The 25954-nt window shown below is 53.5% G+C and carries 25 protein-coding genes and 2 pseudogenes; 16 read left to right on the top strand and 11 right to left on the bottom strand.

Annotation, left to right across the window (positions count from 1 at the left end; translation table 11 throughout):
* Positions 1-172 precede the first annotated feature (172 nt).
* The 4 genes from A6A26_RS17190 (at position 173) to htpX (ending at position 4665) form a co-directional block, all read left to right on the top strand.
* Complete coding sequence (locus tag A6A26_RS17190) at positions 173-673, top strand: GAF domain-containing protein (RefSeq protein WP_063879858.1); 501 nt, start codon at positions 173-175, stop codon at positions 671-673.
* Between the two features lie 96 nt (positions 674-769).
* Positions 770-1471 (top strand): RNA chaperone ProQ, encoded by a 702-nt coding sequence (gene proQ, locus A6A26_RS17185; protein ID WP_013026035.1) that lies wholly within the window; start codon positions 770-772, stop codon positions 1469-1471.
* Between the two features lie 19 nt (positions 1472-1490).
* Entirely contained in the window at positions 1491-3536 is a 2046-nt protein-coding gene (prc, locus tag A6A26_RS17180) for a carboxy terminal-processing peptidase (RefSeq protein ID WP_063879857.1), read from the top strand.
* Positions 3537-3783: 247 nt separating this feature from the next.
* Positions 3784-4665: a protease HtpX gene (htpX, locus tag A6A26_RS17175; RefSeq protein WP_063879856.1), complete on the top strand. Its 882-nt coding sequence runs from the start codon at positions 3784-3786 to the stop codon at positions 4663-4665.
* Between the two features lie 47 nt (positions 4666-4712).
* Here htpX and A6A26_RS17170 read toward each other — a convergent pair whose 3' ends face one another.
* On the bottom strand, positions 4713-6077 hold the full coding sequence (locus A6A26_RS17170; RefSeq protein WP_063879855.1) for an MFS transporter: 1365 nt from the start codon (positions 6075-6077) through the stop codon (positions 4713-4715).
* 185 nt (positions 6078-6262) lie between these two features.
* Here A6A26_RS17170 and kdgR point away from each other — a divergent pair, with 185 nt between their 5' ends.
* Positions 6263-7057, top strand: a complete 795-nt coding sequence (gene kdgR / locus A6A26_RS17165; protein ID WP_063879854.1) for a DNA-binding transcriptional regulator KdgR — start codon at positions 6263-6265, stop codon at positions 7055-7057.
* Between the two features lie 34 nt (positions 7058-7091).
* On the opposite strand, the gene A6A26_RS17160 is transcribed toward kdgR, so the two are convergent.
* Positions 7092-7328 (bottom strand): YobH family protein, encoded by a 237-nt coding sequence (locus A6A26_RS17160; RefSeq protein ID WP_063879853.1) that lies wholly within the window; start codon positions 7326-7328, stop codon positions 7092-7094.
* A 221-nt stretch (positions 7329-7549) separates the two neighbouring features.
* Here A6A26_RS17160 and A6A26_RS17155 point away from each other — a divergent pair, with 221 nt between their 5' ends.
* From A6A26_RS17155 to rlmA, 5 genes and pseudogenes are all read left to right on the top strand, one after another.
* Positions 7550-7822, top strand: coding sequence for a YebO family protein (locus A6A26_RS17155; protein WP_063879852.1), 273 nt, complete (start codon positions 7550-7552; stop codon positions 7820-7822).
* A gap of 18 nt (positions 7823-7840) precedes the next feature.
* Complete coding sequence (locus tag A6A26_RS17150; RefSeq protein ID WP_063879851.1) at positions 7841-8854, top strand: MBL fold metallo-hydrolase; 1014 nt, start codon at positions 7841-7843, stop codon at positions 8852-8854.
* 518 nt (positions 8855-9372) lie between these two features.
* Positions 9373-9491: pseudogene (locus tag A6A26_RS25565) on the top strand (DUF2627 domain-containing protein).
* A gap of 37 nt (positions 9492-9528) precedes the next feature.
* Positions 9529-9738: a transcription antiterminator/RNA stability regulator CspE gene (gene cspE, locus A6A26_RS17145; protein WP_001062678.1), complete on the top strand. Its 210-nt coding sequence runs from the start codon at positions 9529-9531 to the stop codon at positions 9736-9738.
* A gap of 137 nt (positions 9739-9875) precedes the next feature.
* Positions 9876-10685, top strand: coding sequence for a 23S rRNA (guanine(745)-N(1))-methyltransferase (gene rlmA / locus A6A26_RS17140; RefSeq protein WP_063879850.1), 810 nt, complete (start codon positions 9876-9878; stop codon positions 10683-10685).
* Here the strand turns inward: rlmA and A6A26_RS17135 are convergent.
* From A6A26_RS17135 to manX, 4 genes and pseudogenes are all read right to left on the bottom strand, one after another.
* Positions 10682-11141, bottom strand: a pseudogene (locus A6A26_RS17135) (DUF986 family protein). The gene rlmA and the pseudogene A6A26_RS17135 overlap by 4 nt on opposite strands.
* A gap of 88 nt (positions 11142-11229) precedes the next feature.
* Complete coding sequence (locus A6A26_RS17130; protein ID WP_013026024.1) at positions 11230-12075, bottom strand: PTS mannose transporter subunit IID; 846 nt, start codon at positions 12073-12075, stop codon at positions 11230-11232.
* Positions 12076-12090: 15 nt separating this feature from the next.
* Positions 12091-12891, bottom strand: a complete 801-nt coding sequence (locus A6A26_RS17125; protein ID WP_063881190.1) for a PTS mannose/fructose/sorbose transporter subunit IIC — start codon at positions 12889-12891, stop codon at positions 12091-12093.
* Between the two features lie 44 nt (positions 12892-12935).
* The gene (manX, locus tag A6A26_RS17120) at positions 12936-13910 is read right to left on the bottom strand and encodes a PTS mannose transporter subunit IIAB (protein WP_063879849.1); all 975 of its coding nucleotides are present in this window, start codon (positions 13908-13910) and stop codon (positions 12936-12938) included.
* A gap of 503 nt (positions 13911-14413) precedes the next feature.
* Between manX and A6A26_RS17115 the strand changes: the two genes are divergently transcribed.
* Positions 14414-15982: a TerC family protein gene (locus tag A6A26_RS17115; RefSeq protein ID WP_063879848.1), complete on the top strand. Its 1569-nt coding sequence runs from the start codon at positions 14414-14416 to the stop codon at positions 15980-15982.
* Between the two features lie 104 nt (positions 15983-16086).
* Here A6A26_RS17115 and A6A26_RS17110 read toward each other — a convergent pair whose 3' ends face one another.
* From A6A26_RS17110 to pabB, 4 genes are all read right to left on the bottom strand, one after another.
* Positions 16087-17649 (bottom strand): EAL domain-containing protein, encoded by a 1563-nt coding sequence (locus tag A6A26_RS17110; RefSeq protein WP_063879847.1) that lies wholly within the window; start codon positions 17647-17649, stop codon positions 16087-16089.
* A gap of 213 nt (positions 17650-17862) precedes the next feature.
* Positions 17863-19227: an L-serine ammonia-lyase gene (locus A6A26_RS17105; protein ID WP_063879846.1), complete on the bottom strand. Its 1365-nt coding sequence runs from the start codon at positions 19225-19227 to the stop codon at positions 17863-17865.
* Between the two features lie 186 nt (positions 19228-19413).
* Entirely contained in the window at positions 19414-19977 is a 564-nt protein-coding gene (locus tag A6A26_RS17100) for a CoA pyrophosphatase (protein WP_063879845.1), read from the bottom strand.
* Complete coding sequence (gene pabB / locus A6A26_RS17095; RefSeq protein ID WP_063879844.1) at positions 19978-21336, bottom strand: aminodeoxychorismate synthase component 1; 1359 nt, start codon at positions 21334-21336, stop codon at positions 19978-19980.
* 109 nt (positions 21337-21445) lie between these two features.
* On the opposite strand from pabB, the gene A6A26_RS17090 reads away from it, so the two are divergent.
* A complete protein-coding gene (locus A6A26_RS17090) occupies positions 21446-21631 on the top strand; it encodes a YoaH family protein (protein ID WP_063879843.1) in 186 nt (61 codons plus the stop codon).
* Positions 21632-21646: 15 nt separating this feature from the next.
* Here A6A26_RS17090 and A6A26_RS17085 read toward each other — a convergent pair whose 3' ends face one another.
* Positions 21647-21991, bottom strand: a complete 345-nt coding sequence (locus A6A26_RS17085) for a RidA family protein (protein ID WP_063879842.1) — start codon at positions 21989-21991, stop codon at positions 21647-21649.
* Between the two features lie 152 nt (positions 21992-22143).
* Between A6A26_RS17085 and A6A26_RS25775 the strand changes: the two genes are divergently transcribed.
* The 4 genes from A6A26_RS25775 to A6A26_RS17070 all read left to right on the top strand — a co-directional run bounded on the left by A6A26_RS25775 (position 22144) and on the right by A6A26_RS17070 (position 25756).
* Positions 22144-22311 carry a hypothetical protein gene (locus tag A6A26_RS25775; RefSeq protein ID WP_172823901.1) on the top strand — a complete coding sequence of 56 codons (168 nt, stop codon included), beginning with the start codon at positions 22144-22146 and terminating at the stop codon, positions 22309-22311.
* A 136-nt stretch (positions 22312-22447) separates the two neighbouring features.
* Positions 22448-24358: an ATP-dependent DNA helicase gene (locus A6A26_RS17080; RefSeq protein ID WP_063879841.1), complete on the top strand. Its 1911-nt coding sequence runs from the start codon at positions 22448-22450 to the stop codon at positions 24356-24358.
* A gap of 45 nt (positions 24359-24403) precedes the next feature.
* Positions 24404-25102 (top strand): tRNA (adenosine(37)-N6)-threonylcarbamoyltransferase complex dimerization subunit type 1 TsaB, encoded by a 699-nt coding sequence (tsaB, locus tag A6A26_RS17075; protein ID WP_063881189.1) that lies wholly within the window; start codon positions 24404-24406, stop codon positions 25100-25102.
* 60 nt (positions 25103-25162) lie between these two features.
* On the top strand, positions 25163-25756 hold the full coding sequence (locus A6A26_RS17070; protein WP_063879840.1) for a Slp/YeaY family lipoprotein: 594 nt from the start codon (positions 25163-25165) through the stop codon (positions 25754-25756).
* Positions 25757-25954: the final 198 nt, after the last annotated feature.

The raw sequence follows: 25954 nt of genomic DNA, 5'->3' as shown, positions 1-25954 counted from the left end.
GGTCAGTAAGACATCGCCTGGGTACCTGTCTTGGGTATCACGCTTCGATCCACAGAATGTTAAGGTTATAGTAACTAACGCTATGATTCACCTTATGGCTATGGATTTTTAGTGCTTATTTTTAACAAGCGGAGTGGTTAGCCGCTCGGATGTCACTAGTAACGGTTGAATAATGAACAAAACTGCCTTTTACGCCGATTTAGATCGCGATATGCGCGCCTTACTGGCGGGAGAAACGGCGTTCCTCGCCGCGATGGGTAATTTTAGCGCGCTGTTGTATGAACGTCTTGAAGGCGTGAACTGGGCAGGCTTCTACCTGCTGACGGAAGCGGACACGCTGGTACTTGGCCCGTTCCAGGGTAAGATTGCCTGCGTCCGCATTCCGGTGGGTAAAGGAGTTTGTGGTACGGCACTGGCGCAGGAACAGGTTCAGCGTGTTGATGATGTCCATGCTTTCCCCGGACACATCGCCTGCGATGCGGCCAGTAATGCAGAAATTGTGATTCCTCTGAAAATAAACGGTCAGGTTGTCGGCGTTCTGGACATCGACAGCGTGGAATACAATCGCTTTGATAGTGAAGATGAAAAAGGGCTGGTCGCCTTGACTAACGGGCTTTGCGACGTGCTCGCGAACAGTGACTTAGAAAAATATTTGCAACTGACGCGCAGCTAATCGACTGGATTGCATGGCATTTGGCGATGTTGTCATTATAATGTCGCCTGTTCATGCCTGCTCTGGTCGGCAAACCCGTAGTAATCAGGAAATTTCATGGAAAATCAACCTAAGTTGAATAGCAGTAAAGAAGTCATTAGCTTTCTGGCGGAGCGCTTTCCGCACTGCTTTAGCGCTGAAGGTGAAGCGCGTCCGCTCAAAATCGGTATCTTTCAGGATCTGGTAGAGCGCGTTCAGGGCGAAATGAACCTGAGCAAAACGCAGTTGCGTTCGGCCCTGCGCCTTTATACCTCCAGCTGGCGTTATCTCTACGGTATCAAAGCGGGCGCAACCCGCGTGGATCTCGATGGAAACCCATGTGGTGTGCTCGATGAGCAGCACGTGGAGCATGCCCGCAAGCAGCTTGAAGATGCGAAAGCGCGTGTTCAGGCACAACGCGACCAGCAGCGAGCCGCGCGTCGTGAAGCCGGTGAAGGCGAAGAAGGTGCATCTGCACCACGTCGCCCACGTAAACCTGCTCCGCGTAAACCGGCAGAAGGTGAGGCCGCGCGTAAGCCGCGTCCACAGTCTGCTGAGCGTCCTACTGCATCACAGAATCGCAAACCGGCACCACGCCCGGAGCAGCAGGCTAAACCCATCACTGATACCTCAACTTTGCAACCCGGCCAGAGTATTAAAGTTAAAGCAGGCAAAAGTGCGATGGACGCGACCGTTCTGGAAGTATCAAAAGACGGCGTCCGGGTGCAGCTCGCTTCCGGCATGGCAATGATTGTGCGCGCAGAACATTTGCAGTTCTGAAACGGAGGCTGACCCCGGCATGAACACCCTTTTAAAAGTTGGATTGATCGCGGGCCTGCTGTTGTCAGGCCCTTCCTTTGCGGCCGAGAACATCACGCGTGCCGATCAAATTCCTCAATTGCACGAGGACCCGCAGGATCCGACGGTAAGCGAGCGTGTGACCTCGCGGTTTACCCGTTCTCACTACCGCCAGTTCGATCTTGACGGTACGTTTTCCGCTAAGATTTTTGATCGCTACCTGAATATGCTCGACTACAGCCACAACGTATTGTTGGCGTCGGATGTCGCGCAGTTTGCCAGCAAGAAAGCCCAACTGGGTGATGAGCTGCGTAGCGGTAAACTAGATATTTTCTACGATCTTTATAATCTGGCGCAGAAACGCCGCTTTGAGCGCTATCAGTATGCGCTCACGGTGCTGGCTCGCCCGATGAACTTTTCCGGCAATGACACGATCGATATTGATCGTGCTAAAGCTCCGTGGCCGAAAGATCAGAGCGAGTTAAATGCGCTGTGGGACGCCAAGGTCAAATACGATGAGCTGAGCCTTAAACTCGCCGGGAAAGACGAAAAAGAAATTCGTGAAGTGCTGACCAAACGCTATAACTTTGCGATACGCCGTCTGGCGCAGAGCAACAGTGAAGATGTGTTCCAGCTGGCCATGAATTCGTTTGCTCACGAAATCGATCCGCATACTAACTATCTCTCGCCGCGTAATACCGAGCAGTTCAATACTGAAATGAGTCTGTCGCTCGAAGGTATTGGTGCCGTGTTGCAGATGGATGATGACTATACCGTTATCAACTCGATGGTGGCAGGCGGTCCGGCGGCGAAAAGCAAAGCCATTACCGTTGGCGACCGGATTGTCGGCGTCGGTGAGCCGGGCAAGCCAATGGAAGACGTGATCGGCTGGCGTCTGGATGATGTGGTCGCTAAAATTAAAGGACCGAAAGGCAGCAAGGTTCGCCTTGAGGTTCTGCCTGCAGGCAAAGGCACCAAGACCCGCATTGTGACGTTAACGCGTGAGAAAATCCGTCTGGAAGATCGCGCCGTTAAAATGAGCGTTCATAACGTCGGTAAACAGAAAGTCGGCGTGCTGGACATTCCGGGCTTCTATGTTGGCCTGACCGATGACGTTAAGGTCCAGCTGCAGAAACTGCAGAAGCAGAATGTGGACAGCATTGTTATTGACCTGCGTACCAACGGCGGCGGTGCGCTGACCGAAGCGGTTTCGCTTTCCGGCCTGTTTATACCCAGCGGCCCGGTTGTGCAGGTGCGTGATAACAACGGCCACGTGCGCCAGGACAGCGACAACGACGGCATTGTTTACTATAAAGGCCCGCTGGTGGTGCTGGTTGATCGCTTCAGTGCTTCAGCATCAGAAATCTTCGCGGCTGCCATGCAGGATTATGGACGTGCGCTGATTGTTGGCGAGCCGACGTTTGGTAAAGGTACCGTTCAGCAGTATCGTTCTCTGAACCGGATTTACGATCAGATGCTGCGCCCGGAATGGCCGGCACTGGGTTCGGTGCAGTACACGATTCAGAAGTTCTATCGCATCAACGGTGGCAGTACTCAGCGCAAAGGCGTTACGCCTGACCTGCTAATGCCGACCGGCGTAGAAGCGGCAGAAACGGGCGAGAAGTTTGAAGATAACGCGCTACCGTGGGACAGCATTACGGCCGCCACGTACACCAGGACTGGTGATGTCAAAGCGCTGGCACCGCAGCTGACCAAAGAACACGACGAACGTATCGCTAAAGATCGCGAGTTCCAGTACATCATGAAGGACATCGCTCGCTTTAATGCCATGAAAGACAAACGCAATATCGTGTCACTCAATCTTGCCCAGCGTGAGAAAGAGAATCACGAAGAAGATGCACTGCGTCTGGAACGGATTAATGCGCGCTATCAGGCTGAAGGTAAAAAGCCGCTGAAAAGCCTGGATGATTTACCGAAGGACTATAAAGAGCCCGATCCTTATCTGGATGAAACGGTCAAAATTGCCAATGATCTGGCGCAACTGGAGAAGTCATTACCCGACGCTCCCGCGGCAAAGACCAACTAAAGGCATAAGATTGACGAAAAGCACCGCTCAGCGCGGTGCTTTTTTTTATCATTAATTTGGCAGTGATTAGCGCAGTTAATGTGTTCTTCCGGACGGTTTTCGGCAGGTTACGCGGAAGGTTGTGTCATATTGTAAAGTTATGTCTTTTTAGGCACTTAAACGTTAAGGTCGCTTGAAAACCCGCGTAATGCTCATAGGATATGTATCCGCGCATGAGCGCATGAACTACTGAGGAAGATTAACCGTTATGATGCGTATTGCTCTTTTCCTGCTGACCAACCTGGCTGTGATGTTGGTATTCGGGCTGATTCTCAGCCTGACAGGAATTCAGTCAAGCAGTGTTCAGGGCCTGATGATAATGGCAGGTCTGTTTGGCTTCGGCGGTGCGTTTGTCTCACTGCTGATGTCGAAGTGGATGGCGCTCCGTTCGGTCGGTGGTGAAGTGATTGAACAACCACGCAATGAAACCGAGCGCTGGTTACTTGAGACCATTGGCCGCCAGGCACAGCAAGTGGGCATCGCGATGCCACAGGTCGCTATTTACCACGCGCCGGATATCAATGCGTTTGCAACCGGTGCGCGACGTAATGCTTCCCTCGTCGCCGTTTCTACCGGCCTGCTGCAAAACATGAGCCGGGATGAGGCGGAGGCCGTGCTGGCGCATGAAGTTGCGCACATTGCGAACGGCGACATGATTACTATGACGCTGATTCAGGGTGTGGTGAACACCTTTGTTATCTTTGTGTCGCGCATCCTGGCACAGATTGCGGCCGGTTTTATGTCCGGCAACCGTGATGGTGAAGAAAGCAGCAACGGTAATCCGCTGGTCTACTTTGCCGTTTCCATGGTGCTTGAGCTGGTGTTTGGTATCCTTGCCAGCATTATTACCATGTGGTTTTCACGCCATCGTGAATTCCATGCCGATGCCGGTTCGGCCAAACTGGTTGGGCGCGAGAAGATGATTGCGGCTTTGCAGCGTCTGAAAACCAGCTATGAGCCGCAGGAACCCAGCAGCATGATGGCGTTTTGTATCAACGGCAAAGGAAAGTCATTTAGCGAACTCTTTATGTCGCATCCGCCGTTAGACAAACGTATCGAAGCGCTGCGTAGCGGCGAATATCTGAAGTAAACCCCGATAAAAAGGCGACTGCTCAGTCGCCTTTTTTGTCGCCGGACTCAGGACGCTTTCATCCTTGACAGGCTGAGCAGGGCGGCGACGGTAGAGAATCCCCCGGCTAATAACAGCGAGGCGTGGGTTCCGCCATTTCCCATCAGATTGAACAGCAACGCAACCAGCGCTGCACCACTGCTTTGCCCCAGTAAACGTGCCGTTCCTAGCATACCGCTGGCACCGCCGCTGCGGTTGCGCGGGGCTGCGGTGACGATGGTGTGGTTATTGGGTGACTGAAACAGGCCAAAACCTGCACCGCACAGCATCATGCGCCAGATAATATCACTATCCTCAGGCTGGGCCGGCATCCGGGCGAGCAGGAACAGCCCGACAGCAAACAGAGCCAGACCAATCCCGCCCAGTAAACCGGCATGCACCCGCTCAATCAGGCGGCCAGCCACCGGCGAAAGCAGCATGGTAGCAAGCGGCCAGGGCGTCAACAGCAAGCCCGTAGCAACTTCATCACGACCCAGTACGCTTTGCAGATAGAAAGGCAGTGAAACCATGGCCAGCATCTGGGCGCAGAAAGAGCACACTGATGTGCAGATAGACAGGGCGAAAATGGGAATACGCAATAAATCGACCGGCAGTAACGGCACCGCCATCGCTAACTGGCGACGAATAAAGAAATAACCCACCAGGATGACCACCACCACTTCACTGGCTATCAGCCAGTGCGATTGTCCCTGTGCAAAGCCGCCCAGCGCAGAAATCAACAGGCCGAAAAAAAGCGCATTCATCACGGCACTGATGACATCAAACTTCTGTGTTTTTGCCCGCTGTGGGTTATCCGGCAGGTAGCGTAACGCCAGCCACAGTGTCACCGCACCGAGCGGCAGGTTAACCAGGAATAACCAGCGCCAGCTGGCGAACGAGAGAATGGCCGCCGCAACTGTAGGCCCGGCGGCGGTTGAGATCGCGACCAGCAGTGCGTTAATGGCGATCCCGCGTCCCAGATAGCGGGGCGGATAGATAATGCGTATCAGGGCCGTATTCACGCTCATTATCGCGGCACCGCCCAGTCCCTGCATGACGCGCGCCACGGTCAGCATCGTCAGGGAGGACGACAGGGCGCAGAATACGGAGGTCGCGACAAACACCACCAGGCCGAACTGATACACGCGACGGTAGCCGACGATATCACCCAGAAATGACAATGACAGCAGCGAAGAAACAATGGCGATCTGATAGGCGTTAATCACCCACACCGACTGGGCCGGACTGGCCTGCAGTTCACGTGAAATGGTGGGAAGCGCCACGTTGGCAATCGAACCGTCTAACACCGCCATGATGAGGCCAATGGCGATCGTCAGAATGGCCCAGTACCGTTGTGGCACAGCAAGTCCGCCGTCTGAAGAAGAGAGTGACATAGAGGCTAATATTAAAGGGGGTGAATATCATGATCCTAATCAATTACCGGACAAAATGCATCGCGCCGGGCCGAAAAATATATTTTGCAGATGTTACAGGCGTTGAAAGATTGCTGGGGCAATGTCGGCCCATCTATACTGCAACCTCGTTCCGTTTTTTTTGAAACACGTATTCAAGGTGGCACATGGTTCCTGATGAAAAGGACAAACAGCCTGATTCGGTCTCGTCGGTGCAAAAGGTGTTTGGCATTTTGCAGGCATTAAGTGACGCGCGCGAGCATGGGATTACCGAACTGGCTCAACGGCTGATGATGTCGAAAAGCACCGTTTACCGTTTCCTGCAAACCATGAAGTCACTAGGTTATGTGGCCCAGGAAGGGGAAAGCGAGAAATACTCGCTGACGCTAAAACTTTTTGAGGTGGGATCGAAAGCGCTGCAGAACATCGATTTGATTCGCAGTGCCGATGTGCAGATGCGGGAATTGTCCCGCCTGACCAAAGAAACGATTCATCTGGGCGCGCTGGATGACGAGAGCATCGTCTATGTTCACAAGATCGATTCGTTGTATAACCTGCGCATGTCGTCGCGTATCGGTCGCCGTAATCCGCTGCACTCTACCGCGCTGGGTAAGGTGTTATTAGCATGGCGCAGCCGTGATGACGTCAACGAGATTCTGCAGCGCATGACGTTTAGCATTCATACCGCCAATACACTTTCTGACGCGGGTGCGCTGCTGGAGGCGCTGAGTCAGGTGAAGCAGCGGGGTTATGGTGAGGATAACGAAGAGCAGGAAGCGGGCGTGCGCTGTATCGCCGTGCCCATTTTTGATCGCTTTGGCGTGGCCGTCGCCGGGTTGAGTATCTCTTTTCCCACCATTCGCTTCTCAGAGTCGAATAAGCAGACTTATGTCACGATGCTGCAAGACGCGGGACGACGTCTTTCCGCCGAGCTGGGTTATCACGATTACACGTTTTCGTAAAAAAAAGCGGGCCAGTTGGCCCGCTTCAGTGCGATCAGTTATCAACCACTTCACTACTTTTCTTCAACAGCGGGCAGTCGGTCACGCCCACTACGCCGCTGTCCGTGTGCAGATACTGTGCCGTGATCATGCCCCGTGCGGTAAGGTAGTTACACTTAAGTCCCAGTCCCGCCGCATTCTTATTACTGCCAGCCAGAATGCCATAGCCGGTAAACAGCATCGCCAGCCAGATAATCCCCACAACAACAATCGCCCGAATAAACAGTTTCATTGTATCTCCTTATGATGCCTAACGCAGCGTTCCAGTGACTGCTGCCTGACATGATGTACCGCAGCAGCATGCCTCGCTTTTACGCGGGAAGCGATCAGAGATAACTGAAATGAGCAGAATGATGCCCATCCCTTACTCCGCCATTATCTTTTACTGCGCCGCAGGGTAGAATAGACGGTCGCACCTTTTATGGTGGTTTCACCTGGTATCTTGAGGCAGTTATGAATGAGTTAGCCGCTAATGCGGGTCCTGTGGTCAGCTATGGCGTGATGGGGATAATGCTGATTGTGGCGTTGATCCTGTGGTTCTACGTTAACCGCGCCAGCGTTCGGGCAAATGAACAGATTGCGTTGCTGGCGTCGCTGCTGGAAGAGCAAAAGAAACAAAACGCCCTGCTGAAGCGTTTGATCGAGAAGCAAAGTGGTACGTCAGAGCAAAAAACTGACGCGCAGCCGGAAAATGGCGATTTTATTCGCCTCATTCCGGAACGTTAACGCCTGCATGGAGGCCGGATGGCCTGGAAGAATCCCTGGTTTGACAGCAGTAAAGCCCATCACACACCGGCGGGTTTTCGCAACCCCGAACCTGATACTCGCCAGCAGGGTGACCTGAAGCGCTGGCGTAAGGAACGTAAAGCCCAGGGATTACCCCATCCGCCTCAGCGGGGTTATGACGACTTTATTGCGCAGTGGTGGCAACCTGCCGACCTGAGCGGTGAGGATGACCGGCTCTGGTGGCTGGGCCATGCTGCGCTGCTGTTGCGACTGAATCAACGCTATATATTAATCGATCCCGCGCTTTCCCCGCGGGCCTCGCCTCTGCCGTTTATCGGGCCAGAACGGAAAACGCCGTCCCCGCTGACCATCAGTCAGTTGCCTCGTCTGGATTACGTGCTGATCTCCCATAATCATTACGATCATCTGGATAAGCCAACCATCAAGCAGATCGTACGCCATTTTCCTGAGGCTGTTTTTCTGGTGCCCTTGGGTCTGGCGGACTGGTGTAAACGTCGTGGGGTTAAACAGGTGCACGCGCTGGACTGGTGGCAACACAAGGCGATGGGTGGGATTCAGTTTGATGCGGTACCGGCCCGCCACTGGAGTATGCGCACCTTTACCGATCGCAACCGATCTCTCTGGTGCGGTTGGGTCATTAAAACCGACTCAGTGCGCTTTTGGTTCTCGGGTGACAGTGGCTACACGGAAAATCTTCATGCCATTGCAGAACGTCACGGCCCGTTCAATCTGGCCGCGCTGCCCGTCGGGGCCTATGAACCTCGCTGGTTTATGGGGGCACAACATATGGACCCTCAACAGGCGGTGGCGTTGTGGCGGGCAATCGGCCAGCCTCTTACTGTCCCAATCCATTGGGGGGTTTTTGAACTGGCCGATGAATCGCTGGATGCGCCTCCGGCGGAATTGCAGCGTGTTTTAACGCAAAGCGGTGAAGCGAGCAGGCACTTTACGCCATGGCAGATTGGCGAGAGCCGCAGCCTGACATATATCAACCCGATTAATCCGTCGTGATAACATTCTCGTCAGACGCCGCTACGTGTTGACTGGAATCCATTTTAATATCCTACATGGCGCAGGCCTAATTCAAAAAACGCCTGCGCGCAAGCTATAAATGATTGCGTTCACGCTCAACTTATGATTTTGCTGAAAATAATATTTATATGTGTACGGAATAAGTTTTGTTGTACAAGCTTGCCGCAATAGATTACTCGCGCTTCACTTATCTGCTCCTTTATTTGGTGCAATATTGCCATATTAGTGCAATGTTATTTTTTTAATGTTATCCATCGCGAGTGAGGTGGGTAAGGGAGTCAGATATCATCCTGTCCGGGCAGGAAAGCATTATTTTATAGTGATGTCAGGGCTATTACTGGCGTCCGCTATCCAGGGTTTTGTACCAGGAAGTACATTCTCTGGGAGCCACTTTGCAATTATGCAAAAAGCGCCGGTCAGGCATATAAAAATGGCTTGCCATTATTTAGCGGATATGTGATAACAATTCGTGGGTTAAACGAGGTACAGTTCTGTTTATGTATGGCATCTTCAGTAAAGAAGTTACGAGTAAAGACGTTGACGTTGAATACCGCTTCCTTGCCGAACTTTAATCAGTGCCTCATTCAGTAATGTCTCTGTTTTATCTGTAGGTTAGCCTCCGGGCAAAATAAACACTTTAAGGAATTAGTAAAATGGCAAAGATTAAAGGTCAGGTTAAGTGGTTCAACGAGTCTAAAGGCTTCGGTTTTATCACTCCAGCTGACGGTAGCAAAGATGTGTTCGTACACTTCTCTGCTATTCAGGGCAACGGTTTCAAAACACTGGCTGAAGGCCAGAACGTAGAGTTCGAAATTCAGGACGGCCAGAAAGGTCCAGCAGCAGTTAACGTTACTGCTATCTGATTTCGCCTCAGACGGGTGCCAGGCACCACAGTCTCAGATATTAAAGCCTTGGCCATCTGGCCGAGGCTTTTTTTACGCTTTCGATATTGTTTCCCGTCGAGTACACTTCTGCGCGTCGATTTCTGCCGGAGCGCCTGATGTCTTTGATTTGCCCACTTTGTCACTTTCCCCTGAGCCTTACCGAACGCAGCTGGCGCTGTGAGAATCGTCACCAGTTCGACCAGGCGAAAGAGGGCTATGTCAATTTGCTGCCCGTTCAACATAAAGGCTCGCGTGAGCCGGGCGACAGTGCTGACATGATGCAGGCGCGGCGTGAGTTTCTTCAGGCCGGTTATTACCAGCCGTTGCGGGATCGGGTGGTGAGCGTGCTTGATCAGCACCTGCAGCAACCGGCTGCGCAGATTCTGGACATCGGCTGCGGGGAAGGTTACTACACGGGCGCATTCGCCGACAATCTCGCCCCTGAAGGGCAGGTATACGGTCTGGATGTGGCGAAAATGGCGATTCGACTGGCGGCTAAGCGCTATCCGCAGGTGTTATTCTGTGTGGCCTCAAGCCAGCGCCTGCCGTTTAGTGACAACATGTTGGATGCGGTGGTACGTATCTATGCGCCCTGCAACGAGGCGGAACTGAGCCGCGTCATCAAACCGGGTGGCCTGCTGCTAACGGTTACGCCCGGGCCTCATCATCTGGAGCAGTTCAAGGCGCTGATTTATCGCGAGGTGCAGCTTCACGCGTCGGAAGAGAAAGTCTACCAGGGATTTACGCAACGGGCCCAGCACCGTTTGACCTATCCGATGGCGTTGACCGCACAGGCGGCAACCACCCTGTTGCAGATGACCCCGTTTGCCTGGCGCGCGCGGCCAGAAGTCTGGCAGTCCCTCGCTGAAAGCTCGCAATTTCACTGTGAAGCGGACTTTATGATTACCCTTTGGCAACGCGACTAACGCGCCTCGACCAGCGTTTGGTAAATACGTTCAAGATCGTCAAGCTGCTGCACGGCGATCAGCAAACGTCGCTGCTCAAGCTGCATGACTAAAATGCCGTCCTCTGAAAGATTCATGCCCTGTATGCGCCGATAGTCTGTCCACCTGCCCGCATAAAACAATCCCTGACTTTTCATCAGCAGTTTGGGACGACGCAGCCAGAAAAGCCAAAATGATAAAAAACACAGCACCATCAACAGCGCGGTGGTAAGTTTCGGGCCTTGATGGGCGACGTTGTTCCACAACAGGATGAGCAGTAAACCTATGAAGATCAGGCTGTCGGCTTTATGACGGCGTTGTAACGGTACACGTAACAGCGTGGGGCCATGACGACGTGGCAGAACCGCTTCATCATAAACAGCAAAAAAACAGAAGGGCGATGATGCAGAGGGCGATGATGCCGTCGGTCAATGACATTGTTCTTCCTTTACAGATAAAAGCCGGCTTTCTCACGCAGCGGGCCGCTTAAAAGCATCGGGAGCCGAGGCTCCCGATGCGGTTAACGTTACAGCCCGAGCAAACCGATCCAGTAACCAAAAATACCGATAGCAAAGAAGCCAACGATAATCCACAGCGCATTAACCTTGCGGCGCAGCAGCCACATACAGGCGAAAGTCAGCAGGAGTGGGACAATGCCCGGCATCAGCTGATCCAGAATCGACTGTACCGTCGTCACCGTGGTTTTCCCGGTCTGATCGGTAATGCGTGAAACCACCAGCGGAATATTGACGTGCGTCCACTTGTTAACCAGCGCGCCCATAACAAACAGGCCGAGAATCGATGCTCCCTCGGTCAGTTTTTGCAGGAAGCCACCGCCCATGTCGCTGACAATATCGATCCCTTTACGATAACCATAAGCGACGCCGTAGTAACGGGTTAACAGGCGCGCCAGGTTAAACAGGATAAAAAACAGCAGCGGACCGAGCAAACTGCCGCTCATCGCAATGCCTGCGCCTAAGGCCGCAAACACCGGACGAACGGTTCCCCAGAAAATCGGATCGCCTACGCCGGCCAGCGGGCCCATCAGGCCCACTTTGATACCGTTTATTGCACCGTCATCTATCGCTGCACCATTAGCGCGCTGCTCTTCCATCGCCATCGTCACACCTAACACAGGCGCGGCCACGTAAGGATGCGTATTAAAGAACTCAAGGTGGCGTTTGATGGCCTGCTTGCGGTCGTCATTGTTTTCAGGATAAAGACGGCGGATCACTGGCACCATTGAGAAACAGAACCCCAGCGCCTGCATACGTTCAAAGTTCCAGGAACCCTGAAACAGGTTTGAGCGTAAAAATACAGCGCGAACGTCACCCGGCGTCAGTTTCTTTTCGACTTTTGTTATATCAACCATGTTGTCACCTGTTCCTTAATCGAGTTCGTTGTCGAGGTCGTTAGCTGACGGCGATGCCGCGGGCCCACCGGCTACGCGGTTATATTTCGGGCTGAGCTGGATATAAAGCACCGCCATCACGACGCCAATCACGCCTAAAGCCACCAGGTTAAAGTTGGTAAACGCGGCAGTGACGAAACCCAGATAGAAGAACGGCATCAAATAGCCTGCACGCATCATATTGATGACCATGGCGTAACCGACGACCACGATCATGCCACCTGCGATGTTCAGACCGTTGGTGACGACCTCAGGGATGGAGCTGAGCAGAGAGTGAACCGCATCCGTTCCCACCGAGATGGCAACAATCAGCGCCGGTATCGCGATGCGCATTGCCTGAAGCAGCAAGGCGGAAACGTGAATCCATGAGATGGCCGTAAGGTTGCCTTTTTCCGCGGCTTTGTCCGCCGCATGCTGGAACGCCACGGTCAGCGTACGTACGATGATGGTCAGAACCTGACCGGCCGCCGCCAGTGGGATGGCCAACGCAATACCAGCACCCACGCTCTGTCCACCGGCAATCACCAGAATGGTGGAGATAATGGAGGCCAGCGCGGCATCAGGCGCAACGGCAGCACCGATATTCATCCAGCCAAGTGCAATCATCTCCAGCGTACCGCCGATGATGATGCCGGTTTTCATATCACCAAGTACAATCCCGATCAGCGTACAGGCCACCAACGGGCGATGAAACTGGAACTCATCCAGAATCGAACCCATACCGGCAATACAGGCGACAATAAAGATTAAAATAATTTGAAGTGTGGTTATTTCCATCATACTTCTTGTCCTCTACAGGATAGAAAAATATAGCTGGCGTGTTATGCGCTCACCTTAGCCACCAGATCCATCATTTTTAGTTTTTGATCGCCCGAGACTTTGCGCACTTCAAGTTCTATATTGCGCGCGTGAAGCTGGCGGAAGGCGGCGATATCTTTTTCATCGACCGAGACGGCATTATTCACCTGGGTTTTCCCCTGGCGAAATGCCATACCGCCAATGTTGACGCTCTTGATATCCACGCCTTGTTCAACAATCCGCAGGACATCCGTTGGGTTGGTAAACAGCAGCATGACACGATCGCGGGCATATTTGGGGTTATTCCAGACGCGCACCATTTTATCGATGTCCACCACATGTGCGGTGACGCCCGGCGGTGCCACCTGGGTTAACAGCGTTTTACGCACTTTGTCGTTAGCCACCTCATCACTGACCACGATAATGCGGCTGACGTTAGTTTCTTTGGTCCAGCGCGTAGCGACCTGCCCATGAATAAGACGATCGTCGATGCGTGCCAGGCAAATATTCATGTGTTCGTCAGGCGTCAGCGGCCGGTTGACGGGGGCCGCTGCGCGAGGCGCAGACGGCGGGGCGGCAACAGCAGCCGGTTTTTCTTCAGGTTGTGCTTTTAACGCTCTGACGCCTTCACGGCCGGTTTCAACCGCAATCGCCACCAGTTCGTCAAAAGAGGGGTTATCGTCTCGGGCCATCAGGGTTTCGACTAACATAGGAATGTTTACCCCGGCGACCACCTCGTGATGCGTTTTATCAACGACCAGCCGACTGGCCGCATTGAATGGACTGCCGCCCCAGGTATCCACCAGGAAAAGCACCCCCTGTGATGTGTCCAGCTCTGCCAGTCGTGCCTGATATTTTTCTATCAGGGTGTCAGCATTCTCCCCCGGTACAAAATCTATCCATGCGACATTGTTCTGTTCGCCTAAAAGCATCTCTGCCGTTTTAAGCAGCTGCTCCGCTGCCCAGCCGTGTGTACCAATTACAAGAGCAATGGTCACGTGCTACCTCCGTTCGCTTGTTGGTTCATCATAATGTGAGGAACCGTTAAGAATTATCGCGTTAACAACATCTAAATCTTGTTAATGTGAATTAACCTAATTTCAACATTGTTGGGATAACCAACTCACTACGTGAATGCCGGATTTATTTTAGTGTCCGAAAAAATAAAGTTTGTGATATTGGTTGGCTATTTGCAGCATAAATGAGGGAAATTGAGTTTTTATGACGCCTGAACCCGGCCGTGAGAGAGTGTAAAAATAAGAAAATTTTTTGACCTCGTGGTACGAACTGATACATTAGCAATCTGTTTATTATTCAGGAGTAGCGGGCTGCAGCCCACCCTTATGGATCGTCACCGACGTTGCTTAACCTTGTCTTTGCGCTCTTCAGCGCGTCAATTCACGCCAGACCGCGTTTTCTCTGCTTTTCCGCGCTTATTTCAGTCACGTCATCTGACGCTGGCACGCTTTAACGTAATCACATCCTTGTTCAGGAGTCACTAATGGAATTTCTGTTCGACCCCTCGATCTGGGCGGGATTGCTCACGCTCATTGTGCTGGAAATCGTTCTCGGCATTGATAACCTGGTCTTTATTGCCATTCTTGCGGATAAGTTGCCACCTAAGCAGCGTGATAAAGCGCGTTTGATTGGTTTGTCGCTGGCGCTGGTCATGCGTCTGGGCCTGTTATCGCTTATCTCCTGGATGGTGACTCTGACGCGTCCACTGTTTAGCGTGGGAAGTTTCAGCTTCGCCGGACGCGATCTCATTTTGCTGGCGGGAGGGATATTCCTGTTATTCAAGGCCACCATGGAACTGCATGAGCGGCTGGAGAACCGTGAGTTGGAAAACAACGGCAACCGCAGCTACGCCAGCTTCTGGGCGGTTGTGACGCAGATTGTCATCCTGGATGCGGTCTTCTCCCTGGATGCGGTGATTACTGCCGTCGGTATGGTCAATAACCTGCCGGTGATGATGACAGCGGTTGTTATTGCGATGATCGTGATGCTGGCGGCGTCTAAGCCCCTGACAAAATTCGTCAACGCGCATCCCACTGTGGTGGTGCTGTGTCTCAGCTTCCTGTTGATGATCGGCCTGTCGCTGGTGGCCGAAGGCTTTGGTTTTCACATTCCGAAAGGTTATCTGTACGCGGCGATTGGTTTCTCGATTCTTATCGAGTTGTTCAATCAGATTGCCCGCCACAATTTTATCCGTCATCAGTCGCATCGACCTATGCGTGAACGCACCGCCGAGGCGATTTTGCGGTTGATGGGCGGACGTAATCGGGTGCAGTCCGCTCCCGCGAGCACGGAAGAGCAGGCGATTGCCATTGCCATGCCACAGGAAGCCTTTAAAGACGAAGAACGCTATATGATTAATGGCGTGCTGACGCTGGCATCCCGTTCGATTCGCAGCATTATGACGCCGCGTGGTGATATCTCCTGGGTGGATGCCAACCGTCCGGTTGACGAAATTCGTATTCAGCTGCTGGATACGCCGCACAGCCTGTTCCCGGTATGCCGGGGTGAGCTGGATGAAATCATTGGCGTGGTCAGAGCCAAAGAGCTGTTGGTGGCGCTGGATCACGGCGTTGACGTCGCGACCTTTGCTGCCAATACACCGATCATCATCGTGCCGGAAACGCTTGACCCGATTAACCTGCTGGGCGTCTTGCGCCGTGCCAAAGGCAGCTTTGTTATCGTGACTAACGAGTTTGGCGTGGTGCAGGGCTTAATCACGCCGCTGGATGTGCTGGAAGCGATCGCCGGTGAGTTCCCGGATGAAGATGAAACGCCGGATATCATCATGGACGGTGATGGCTGGTTAGTGAAAGGCGGCACCGACCTGCATTCACTGCAGCAGCTCCTCGACTTCCACGAGCTGGTAAAGCCGGAAGAAGATCACGCTTCTCTGGCAGGGTTGCTGATTGCGCAGAAAGGGCAGTTGCCTAAGCCTGGCGACGTCATCGATATTGAGCCGCTTCATTTCCAGATCATCGAAGCCACGGAGTACCGTATCGATCTGGTGCGCGTGACCAAAGATCAACAACATGATGAGGAAGAAAAAGGTTAACCTACCTTCTTAGCGTACTTCTTAGCGTAAAACGCATCACATGGTGATGCGTTTTTTTTTGCGTGAAGACATGACCTGCCGACGTGTGGATGGCGTTGAGGGCACTACAGGTCACAGGTCAGTTGATGATGGCGCAACCACGCCGGAAAGTCCTCCAGCGGCATCGGACGGGCAAAGTAATAACCCTGCAGATGATCCACGCCGCGATCGCGCAGATAGTCTGCCTGCTCCTGGGTTTCTACGCCCTCTGCGACCAGGCTGATATTCAGACGCTGCGCCAGCGAGATCACCATATCGGTGACGGTGGCGTTAATCGCATCCGTCCCGATTGAGGCGGTAAAGATTTTGTCCAGTTTAAGCACGTCTGGCTGCAAATCTTTCAGGTAGGACAGCGAACTGTGCCCGGTACCGAAATCATCTATCGCCAAACGCACGCCGATGTCGTGCAGTTGAGCAATGACCGTCTGATCGACCACGGGCAGGGCATCACGCTCGGTTAACTCGACCACCAACTGGGGGACAGGATTGGCGGGCCACCAAATATTTTGCAGGTCTTCCAGAATGGCACGTTCGCGAAAATGGCTCGCCGCGACATTAACGGCAATATGAAAGTGTGGACTGTGGGGAAGATCCGGCAAGGCGTCGACGACGCGGTTCAGCACAAAGCGGGTTAACGGCTCAATCAGGTTCTGGCGTTCAACCAGGGGAATAAAAACGTCGGGTGGAATCCAGCCCTGACGCGGATTATGCCAGCGCAACAGAAGTTCAATGCCATCACATTTACCGTTTCGGGCATTGATCAGGGGCTGGCAGTAAACCATAAATTCATTGGCTGTGATGCCGTAGCTAATCTGCCAGCTCAGGCTCATGCGATTGGCGGTTGCCAGCCAGACCACATAGCCAATCAGCAAACTCAGCATGAGCGCCAGGGGCAACTGCGAAGGCAGAGAGGCCAGGGCCAGGCGCGAAGGTGAGGGGCCATAAAGGGTAACGGTATAGGGATAACGCAGCGAGGCTTCGGTATAGGTAACTTCATCCTCAGAAGGCAGCGTGGACTCAATGAGAGGATTGCCATATTCAAGGCTTTTGCCGTTCACGTTAAAAATTGCCCGTTCAACCCAGGGTGCCTGCGGCTCCAGCAGGTAGCTGCTCATTAATTCAATATTGATGGCCTGAAGTATTCCGGAACGGTTATCCAGCATCGTGGGCGTCCACAATAACAAGACGGGCGAACCTTTGAGCAAATAGTCATCCGTGGAGAGCAGCATGCGCTTCTCGTTAAGGGCAAGTTCAGGGTAGGTCTGGCTGAACGAGATATCTCGTGAGCCAAAAATACTGGAACAGTAAAGCCTGTCCTCCTCGACCAGCAAAATAGCGCGCACGGTTTGTAGCGAAGAAATTTTTTCGATTAAGGGAAAACGGGCATCCGGACAGGACATTCCGACCAATCCCTGCATGTTGTTGGCGGAGACATCAAGCGGTGAAAACATGCGATCAAAACGCGTAATTGCATTATCGGCAAAACTGATTGCTCGCTGTTGAACATATGATTTTTCTTCAAAGTAGCGAAAAGCCAGCGTTAACGAAAGAACAATCGAAGCAATCACCACAGCAATAAGCAAACGCTTACGTCTGTATTGTCCAACATATTGCTGGGCCATGAACATCAAGAATCACCTTCCCAAAACCAGAAAATAGATATAGCTGGGTTGTTATCGGCACGGCCCAACGCAAATTTAGGACCCGAGCGTAAAATGAAAGGCTACAAGAAAAGCAGAGCGACCCGCAGGTCGCTTTAATATCGTTAATATTTATAGCAGGCAGGACTGACTAATGCACTGGTTAAAAAGAAAAAAATTAGAATTAAATCTCAAAAATGATTAGTCACACTGAACTTTTATTGCCAGGCCGCCCCGTGACGTCTCGCGATATTTCGCATTCATGTCTTTGCCGGTCTCGTACATGGTTTCTATCACCTTATCCAGTGAAACGCGCGGTTCGCTGGTACGACGCAGGGCCATGCGTGCGGCATTGATGGCTTTCACTGATGCGATAGCATTACGTTCAATACAGGGCACCTGAACCTGGCCGGCTACGGGATCGCAAGTCAGGCCAAGGTTGTGCTCCATGCCGATTTCTGCGGCGACGCAAACCTGCTCCGGGCTTGCGCCTAACAGTTCTGCCAGACCTGCCGCCGCCATCGAACAGGCCACGCCAACTTCACCCTGACAACCGACCTCAGCACCGGAAATAGAGGCATTCATTTTGTAAAGAATACCAATGGCACCGGAGGCAAGGAAATAGCGAATAAAGATATCGGGTGTAACCGTTTCAATGAAGTGGTCATAGTAAGCCAGCACCGCCGGCACAATGCCGCAGGCACCATTAGTGGGTGCGGTAACGACGCGCCCACCGGCAGCATTCTCTTCGTTTACTGCCAGCGCATACATGTTGATCCAGTCGATAACGACCATGGGATCGTTAGAGTGCTTGGCGGAGGAGATCAGTAAACGACGCAGCGAGGCAGCGCGGCGTGGAACGCGCAACGGGCCAGGCAGGACGCCTTCGGTGTTGAGACCGCGATCGATACAGGCCTGCATGGTTTGCCAAATTGTCGTGAAATACTGGTTAATCTCTTCACGCGAATGCAGCGCCAGTTCGTTTTTCATCACCAGGCCGGACAGGGAAAGCCCGGTCTCGCGGCAGTGGGATAATAATTCTTTAGCAGAATGAAACGGCCAGGGCACGGACACTTCATCCAGCGCAGACTGACCGAAATGCTCCTCATCGACAATAAACCCACCGCCAACGGAGTAATAGGTTTTTGACAGCACCAGCAGATCGCCGGAAAACGCCAGCAGACGCAGGCCGTTTTCATGCAGCGAGAGATTCTCGCTGCGAAACACCATGCCGCCTTCGCGAGGGAAATCGACTTCATGGGCACCTTTCGCGATCAGCAGACGTTCCCGCTGTTGCACATCTTTAATGAAGGCGGGGATAGCATCGATATCGACGCTGTCAGGCGACTCACCCGCTAATCCCATAATAATGGCGATATCCGTATGGTGACCTTTGCCGGTCAGCGACAGGGAACCATAGACATCGACGGCGATGCGTGTCACCTCATGCAGTTTGCCCTGTTCAGACAACAGATCCACAAACTGTTTACCCGCTTTCATCGGACCGACCGTATGAGAACTGGATGGGCCAATGCCCACTTTAAACATGTCAAAAACCGAAATCATGGGTGACACTCCTCACAAAAAACGTTCAGACTGCCGCAGCAGTTTATGGCGCTAATAGTAAACGGCTAAGCAGGGTAAACGCGCTGCTTTTCGCATGAAATAAACTAATTAACACCACGAGAAAAAATTATAGTGTGATATTGCGCGGAAGCCTGTAAACAGGCGCAAAAATGGAGGCTGCGTCAATTAAAATGCAATCTGCTGACTCAGCGAACGAATAATCCCTGCTGTCATTCCCCAGACCAGGTAATCCTGATAGCGCGACAACCAGACAGGATGACGAATCCCGGCGCGATAGTAATCAAGCTCGGCGTAACGGCTCAGACGTAAAGCTTCCGTGAGCGGCATTTCAAACACACTTAACACTTCATCCGGATTGATGCGCAGCGCAATCTGGTCTGGAATGATGCCCACCACCGGCGTGACCTGAAACCCCGTGCTGCTGGTGACAGCCGGCAGACAGCCCAGGACATCGACCTGCAGAGGCGAAATACCCACTTCTTCGTGCGCTTCGCGTAATGCGGTGGCAACCAGAGAGGCATCTTCAGGGTCCTGCATGCCGCCGGGAAAGGCCACCTGTCCGGCGTGCTTCCGTAATCCGTGCGAACGCTGGGTGAGCAGCAAACCCGGCTGCTGGCGTGCCACTATGGGAATTAACACCGCAGCATGACGACCTGAGAGTGCTTGTGCAGGCTCCAGGGGCTGTTGCAGTAAAAAACGGGTGCGGAAATCCGCGAGCGTCAATGCCATTCAGGCCCCTTTTTCCAGCGCAGGTAAAATACGACTGACTTTATCCAGGGTTTCCTGATATTCAGATTCGACTTCGCTGTCCGCCACTAACCCGCCGCCGGCAGAGCAGTAAAGGTGATGATTTTCAGCCACCAGCGTGCGGATAGTGATACTGGTATCCATACGGCCACATAAACTCAGGTAACCGATGCTGCCACACCAGGCGTTGCGGCGTTGCGGCTCCAGCTCATCAATAATCTCCATGGCACGAATTTTAGGCGCGCCGGTGATCGAGCCGCCGGGAAAGCAGGCGCGCAACAGATCGCAGGCCTGTAGGTGATCAGGCAGCGTGGCGCGAATAGTGCTGACCAGATGATGAACCGCAGGGAAGGGCTCCACCACAAACAGTTCCGGGACGCTGACGGAACCCGCAACGGCGACCCGACCAATATCATTACGCAGCAGATCGACAATCATCAGGTTCTCGGCGCGGTCTTTGGTCGAGGTACGCAGGCTTTCGGCCTGAGCCGCGTCAGCAACAGGATCGCGGTTACGCGGGCGGGTGCCTTTAATCGGCCGGGTCGTAATGACGTGTTGATCCAGCGCCATAAAGCGCTCGGGGGACAGGCTGAGGATGGCACTTTCCGGCAGACGTAAGAAGGCGCTGAACGGCGCGCGGTTGGTCTGGTTCAGTAGGCAAAAAGCACGCCATTCATCGCCCTGATAGCCTGCTTTAAAGCGCTGTGCCAGATTAACCTGATAGCAGTCGCCCGCCTGAATATAAGCCTGCACTTTGTGGAAGCGTTGCGCGTATTCATCCCGGCTAAGGTTGGACTGCCATTTGCTGGTCAGAGAGAAAGGCGCGGTTTCACGTTCGGGCCAGCCTTCAAGCCAGCGAAGACGTCGCGCAACATCATCAATGGCAACCAGCGTTAATGTATGACGGTGATGGTCGGCAATCAGCGCCCAGCTATAAATGCCGATGGCCATATCCGGTGTGTGAAGATCGGCGAGGGCGGTCTGCGGCAACTGCTCAAAACGCCGGCCCAGATCATAGCCAAACAGACCCAGCGCGCCGCCTAAAAACGGCAAGTCCGGATGGCGTTGCGGGGCAATGCCCAACGCGTCGCACTGCTGTTGTACCAGGGACAGGGGATCGTCCTGGCTACGTTGGGAGCGATCGCCCTGCTGAATTTCTGTTATCCTGCCCCGGGTCGTCAGCGTCGTCAGCGGATCGGCGGTCAGGATATCAAAACGATTATCGCTGTGGTCAGCTTGTCCTGAAGACAACAGCATCGCCCACGGCAGATGCGCAATACGGGAAAAATAGTGGGTGATGGCGTCAGGCGAATAACTTAGGTTATGAGTTTGAACGATCATTGAGCACGAAATCTGACATCAGTAAGGCCGTTAGACTGACATATTTTTTCCTGACTGGCACCTGTTTGTTCCCCATGAAATAATGGCAGCCTCATAGCAGGAGTAAAACATGATTACAGGATTACCCGCACTTTCACACGACCAGCAGCAGCGCGCTGTTGAACGTATTCAGCAATTAATGGCTGGTGGCATGTCCAGCGGTGAAGCGATTACCCTGGTTGCGCAGGAGATTCGCGAAAGCCACACTGGTGAACTGATCCGGGCGCGCTTCGAAGATGAAGACGACGAAGGCTGACGCCCGGCAAGCGGTTTAGCGTGCAGCGATAATTTTTATTTCGACTTTATACTGTGGATTCATTAAACCTGCCTGAACCGTGCAGCGAACGGGCGCGTTATCGGGTGAAACCCAGGCGTCCCAGGCGCGGTTCATTGCGGCAAAATCAGCTTTATCCACCAGGAAAATAGTGGCATCAAGGATTTTGCTTTTGTCACTGCCCACCCGCGTAAGCAGGGCATCAATCACCGCCAACGCATTGGCGGTTTGCGCTTCGGCATCCGCCTCCAGGTTTTCAGGCACGCTGGTATAATAAATCGTGTCGTTATGAATGACCGCTTCGGACATACGATGTTCTGGATCAATGCGCGTAATGCTCATCATCTTCTCCCTGTTTTTTTGAACGCCTAGCCTGCCATAATCCCGGTGCGATTGTCATCCGTTGCAGCGCGCGCTGGGCGTCAGCCGCGCATCACGGGCGGAAAAGTGGTATAAAACGTCGCTTACCGGTTCAGGACTATCAGGATGAAGGCATGGCGAATACGCAATATCTGTTTTGGGTGATGTTTGGAGCACTGACACTGCTGTTTATCGTCATATCGACCTTTGTCGGCATGTCACGCACGGCCAAACAGGGGTTTATCACCCTGGCGGTGTTACTGGTGCTACTGATTGCCGGCGCGCTTTACATCAGTCATTAGCGCTGAAAACGGCGTCATCCCTGGGTCTGCAGGCAACAGGACGGCAGGGTGATAAAGACGCCACCGTCAGCGATTTCCTTAAGTCAGGGAATGCTGGCATAATATACAGTGTTTTTTGCCGTTATTGAGAGGGTACGTGGCAGACGATTTTGCAACTGATGGCGCGCTGGCAAAAGGCATTGCGGGATTTAAACCGCGTGAAGCCCAGCGTGAAATGGCGCAGGCCGTCGCGGAAGCCGTGCAGAATAGCGGCGAGCTGGTGGTCGAAGCGGGGACGGGGACAGGCAAAACCTATGCCTACCTGGCTCCGGCTTTACGCGCCAATATAAAAGTGATCGTGTCCACTGGCTCAAAAGCCCTGCAGGATCAGCTCTACGCCCGCGATTTGCCTACCATTGCCAACGCGCTGAAGTTCACCGGTAAAACGGCGCTGCTGAAAGGTCGCTCTAACTACCTTTGCCTTGAGCGCATGGAACAACAGTCGGCGACCGGCGGCGATCTGAGCGTTCAGGCGCTCACGGATTTAGTGACGCTGCGCGCCTGGTCATCGCAAACCACAGATGGGGACATCAGTTCCTGTGCCGGCGTTACCGAAGACAGTCCGATTTGGCCGCTGGTGACCAGCACCAATGACAACTGTCTGGGCAGCGACTGCCCGCTGTACAAAGAGTGCTTTGTGGTGAAGGCGCGTAAGAAGGCCATGGACGCCGATGTTGTGGTGGTTAACCATCATCTGTTTCTTGCCGATCTGGTGGTGAAAGAGGGCGGATTTGGTGAGCTTATCCCCGAAGCGGACGTGATGATTTTTGATGAAGCCCATCAACTGCCAGACATCGCCAGCCAGTATTTCGGTCAGCAGCTCTCCAGCCGCCAGTTAGGCGATCTGGCAAAAGACATCATTATTGCCTATCGCACGGAAGTCCGTGACGTACAGCAGCTGCAAAAATCAGCCGACCGTCTGGCACAATGCGCGCAGGACTTCCGTCTGGCGCTGGGCGAGCCGGGTTATCGCGGTAACCTGCGTGATCTACTCAGCGATAACAACATCATGCGCATGTTTACCCTGCTCGATGATGCGCTGGAGCTTTGTTACGACGTGATCAAGCTCTCGCTAGGGCGTTCGGCGCTGCTTGATGCGGCGTTTGAACGTGCAGCGCTCTATCGCACACGACTGAAACGGATACGCGCCATTAGTGAACCCGGCTTCAGTTACTGGTATGAATGCACATCGCGTCACTTTGTGCTGGCGCTGACGCCGTTATCGGTGGCCGAACGCTTCCGCGAAGTCATGGATAACCGTAAAGCCGCATGGATTTTCACGTCTGCGACCCTGGCCGTCGATGAAAAGATGGACCACTTTGCCGACCGGCTGGGCGTGAGCCAGGCTAAGAATCTGATCCTCAACAGTCCGTTTGACTATTCACAGCAGGCCTTGCTGTGCGTGCCGCGCAATCTGCCTGAACCCAATCGTCCGGGTGGTGCGCGTCAGTTGGCAAAAATGATGAAGCCGCTGATCGACGCGAACAAAGGCCGCTGTTTCTTTCTTTGTACCTCGCATCTGATGATGCGTGAGTTGGCCGCGGAGTTCCGTGCCTCTATGACGTTGCCGGTGTTAGTGCAGGGTGAAACCAGCAAAGGGCAACTGCTGAAGCAGTTCATTGATAAAGGCAATGCACTACTGGTAGCCACCAGCAGCTTTTGGGAAGGTGTGGATGTCCGTGGCGATGCGTTGTCGCTGGTGATCATCGACAAACTGCCGTTTACCTCGCCGGAAGATCCTCTGCTTAAAGCACGCATGGAAGACTGCCGGATTCGGGGTGGCGATCCCTTCAGCGACGTGCAACTGCCCGACGCGGTGATTACGCTTAAACAGGGCGTTGGCCGTTTGATTCGTGATACGGACGATCGTGGCGTGCTGGTGATTTGCGACCAGCGGCTGGTTTCCCGTCCCTATGGCGCGCTGTTTCTTAACAGTCTGCCGCCAACGCCACGAACACGTGATATTGCGCAAGCTATTGCCTTTATTCGTCAGCAACCTGGCGAGTAATTGTGTGCTAAGATGCGCGCCGTTTTTGAATCTTCAGAGGTCGTTATGTCGGTCCGAATTTTAGCGCTGGATACAGCGACAGAAGCCTGTTCTGCGGCATTGCTCAACGGGCAACAGATTGACGCGCGCTTTGAGATAGCGCCCCGCGATCACACGCAACGCATTTTACCCCTGATTGCAGAGCTGCTTGAGTCTCAGCAGCTTGAACTGACCGAACTCGACGCGCTGGCATTTGGCCGCGGGCCGGGCAGTTTTACTGGCGTCCGTATTGGTATCGGGATCGCCCAGGGCCTGGCGTTAGGTGCCGCCTTGCCGATGGCGGGCATCTCCACCCTGGCCACGCTGGCACAGGGTGCCTGGCGGCAGCACGGCGCAAACCGGGTGTTAACCGCGATTGATGCCCGTATGGGTGAAGTCTACTGGGCCGAATATCAGCGCGATGAACAGGGCAACTGGCAGGGGGAAGCGACGGAGAGCGTGCTGTCGCCCGCCGCCGCGCTGGCCCGGATGCAGGCGCTGGAAGGGGAATGGTACACCGCTGGAACGGGCTGGCAGGCCTGGCCGGACCTGCAGCAGGGGCACGCGCTGCAACTGGTCAACAGCAATGTGGCGCTGCCAGCCGCTGAAGATATGTTGCTACTGGCGGTCGCCGCATTACAGCAGGGCGCTACCGTGCAACCTGAACATGCCGAGCCCACTTATCTGAGAAACGAAGTGGCATGGAAAAAACTGCCCGGACGGTAAAATATGACGCAACTTATTGTTATCCAGGCACTCTAAACAGCAACGTTCAGGAGAATACCCATGTCAATGTGTCGTCGCGGTGTTGCAGGTTTGATGTTGGCCTGTGCCCTGGTTTTAAGTGGTTGTGCTTCCGTACCGGATAATATTAAGGGCAACTCGCCGATGCCCCAGCAGGACTTGCTGCGCGTAATGAAAGATCCGGCCATCTATGTTGGTCAGGAATCTCGCTTCGGCGGTAAAGTGGTTAACGTTATCAACCGCAACGGCAAAACCCGGCTGGAAATCGCAACGCAGCCGCTGGATGAGAGCGCAAGACCGGTGTTGGGTGCCAGCTCGCTTGGCCGAATCTATGCTGATATTCCGGGCTTTGTTGATCCTACCGATGTGAAAGATCAGTACGTAACGGTGCTCGGCACGCTAAAAGGCACCGAGCAGGGCAAGATTGGCGAGGCAAATTACCAGTTTGTGGTCATTGACGTGCGGGGCTACCAGCGCTGGCATCTCACGCGCCAGATCGTTGCGCCACCACAGCCGATCGATCCGTGGATTTGGTACGGGCCAACGCGTCATCGCGGCGGTTACTGGGGGCACAATCCTTACTGGGGCATGTATAACACCGGGCCTGCCCAGGTGGAAACTTTCCTGACGCCATAAGCGTTAGCCGTTTTTAATAAGCCCGGTCGCGGTGCTCGCAGCCGGGCTTTTTATTTGTATTGTTAACTAACACGAAATTTAGTGATGCACTTCGCAACCTCAACATGACAAGCAGAGCAAACTGGTACAATCAGTTAAAATATTGTTAAAAATACGATTGTCGAGGCGGCGATGAGTACACAACAAGATTATCGGGGT

The organism is Pantoea sp. OXWO6B1 (assembly GCF_001641135.1).
GTDB classification, from domain to species: domain Bacteria; phylum Pseudomonadota; class Gammaproteobacteria; order Enterobacterales; family Enterobacteriaceae; genus Pantoea; species Pantoea allii.
Note: the sequence above shows the minus strand (reverse complement) of the source record. Positions and strands in the feature narration are given on the sequence as shown.

Excerpts from the sequence above, each read along its gene's own strand:
- prc (WP_063879857.1), top strand. The coding sequence starts at position 1,491 with ATGAACACCCTTTTAAAAGTTGGATTGATCGCGGGCCTGCTGTTGTCA.
- A6A26_RS17110 (WP_063879847.1), bottom strand. The coding sequence starts at position 17,649 with ATGTTCATGGCCCAGCAATATGTTGGACAATACAGACGTAAGCGTTTG.
- A6A26_RS17100 (WP_063879845.1), bottom strand. The coding sequence starts at position 19,977 with ATGGCATTGACGCTCGCGGATTTCCGCACCCGTTTTTTACTGCAACAG.
- rlmA (WP_063879850.1), top strand. The coding sequence starts at position 9,876 with ATGTCTTTGATTTGCCCACTTTGTCACTTTCCCCTGAGCCTTACCGAA.
- A6A26_RS17085 (WP_063879842.1), bottom strand. The coding sequence starts at position 21,991 with ATGAGCATTACGCGCATTGATCCAGAACATCGTATGTCCGAAGCGGTC.
- pabB (WP_063879844.1), bottom strand. The coding sequence starts at position 21,336 with ATGATCGTTCAAACTCATAACCTAAGTTATTCGCCTGACGCCATCACC.
- tsaB (WP_063881189.1), top strand. The coding sequence starts at position 24,404 with ATGTCGGTCCGAATTTTAGCGCTGGATACAGCGACAGAAGCCTGTTCT.
- A6A26_RS17130 (WP_013026024.1), bottom strand. The coding sequence starts at position 12,075 with ATGGTTGATATAACAAAAGTCGAAAAGAAACTGACGCCGGGTGACGTT.
- A6A26_RS17155 (WP_063879852.1), top strand. The coding sequence starts at position 7,550 with ATGAATGAGTTAGCCGCTAATGCGGGTCCTGTGGTCAGCTATGGCGTG.
- A6A26_RS17070 (WP_063879840.1), top strand. The coding sequence starts at position 25,163 with ATGTCAATGTGTCGTCGCGGTGTTGCAGGTTTGATGTTGGCCTGTGCC.
- A6A26_RS17090 (WP_063879843.1), top strand. The coding sequence starts at position 21,446 with ATGATTACAGGATTACCCGCACTTTCACACGACCAGCAGCAGCGCGCT.
- A6A26_RS17115 (WP_063879848.1), top strand. The coding sequence starts at position 14,414 with ATGGAATTTCTGTTCGACCCCTCGATCTGGGCGGGATTGCTCACGCTC.
- A6A26_RS17170 (WP_063879855.1), bottom strand. The coding sequence starts at position 6,077 with ATGTCACTCTCTTCTTCAGACGGCGGACTTGCTGTGCCACAACGGTAC.
- proQ (WP_013026035.1), top strand. The coding sequence starts at position 770 with ATGGAAAATCAACCTAAGTTGAATAGCAGTAAAGAAGTCATTAGCTTT.
- kdgR (WP_063879854.1), top strand. The coding sequence starts at position 6,263 with ATGGTTCCTGATGAAAAGGACAAACAGCCTGATTCGGTCTCGTCGGTG.
- A6A26_RS17105 (WP_063879846.1), bottom strand. The coding sequence starts at position 19,227 with ATGATTTCGGTTTTTGACATGTTTAAAGTGGGCATTGGCCCATCCAGT.
- A6A26_RS17190 (WP_063879858.1), top strand. The coding sequence starts at position 173 with ATGAACAAAACTGCCTTTTACGCCGATTTAGATCGCGATATGCGCGCC.
- A6A26_RS25775 (WP_172823901.1), top strand. The coding sequence starts at position 22,144 with ATGGCGAATACGCAATATCTGTTTTGGGTGATGTTTGGAGCACTGACA.
- A6A26_RS17160 (WP_063879853.1), bottom strand. The coding sequence starts at position 7,328 with ATGAAACTGTTTATTCGGGCGATTGTTGTTGTGGGGATTATCTGGCTG.
- A6A26_RS17150 (WP_063879851.1), top strand. The coding sequence starts at position 7,841 with ATGGCCTGGAAGAATCCCTGGTTTGACAGCAGTAAAGCCCATCACACA.
- htpX (WP_063879856.1), top strand. The coding sequence starts at position 3,784 with ATGATGCGTATTGCTCTTTTCCTGCTGACCAACCTGGCTGTGATGTTG.
- cspE (WP_001062678.1), top strand. The coding sequence starts at position 9,529 with ATGGCAAAGATTAAAGGTCAGGTTAAGTGGTTCAACGAGTCTAAAGGC.
- A6A26_RS17125 (WP_063881190.1), bottom strand. The coding sequence starts at position 12,891 with ATGGAAATAACCACACTTCAAATTATTTTAATCTTTATTGTCGCCTGT.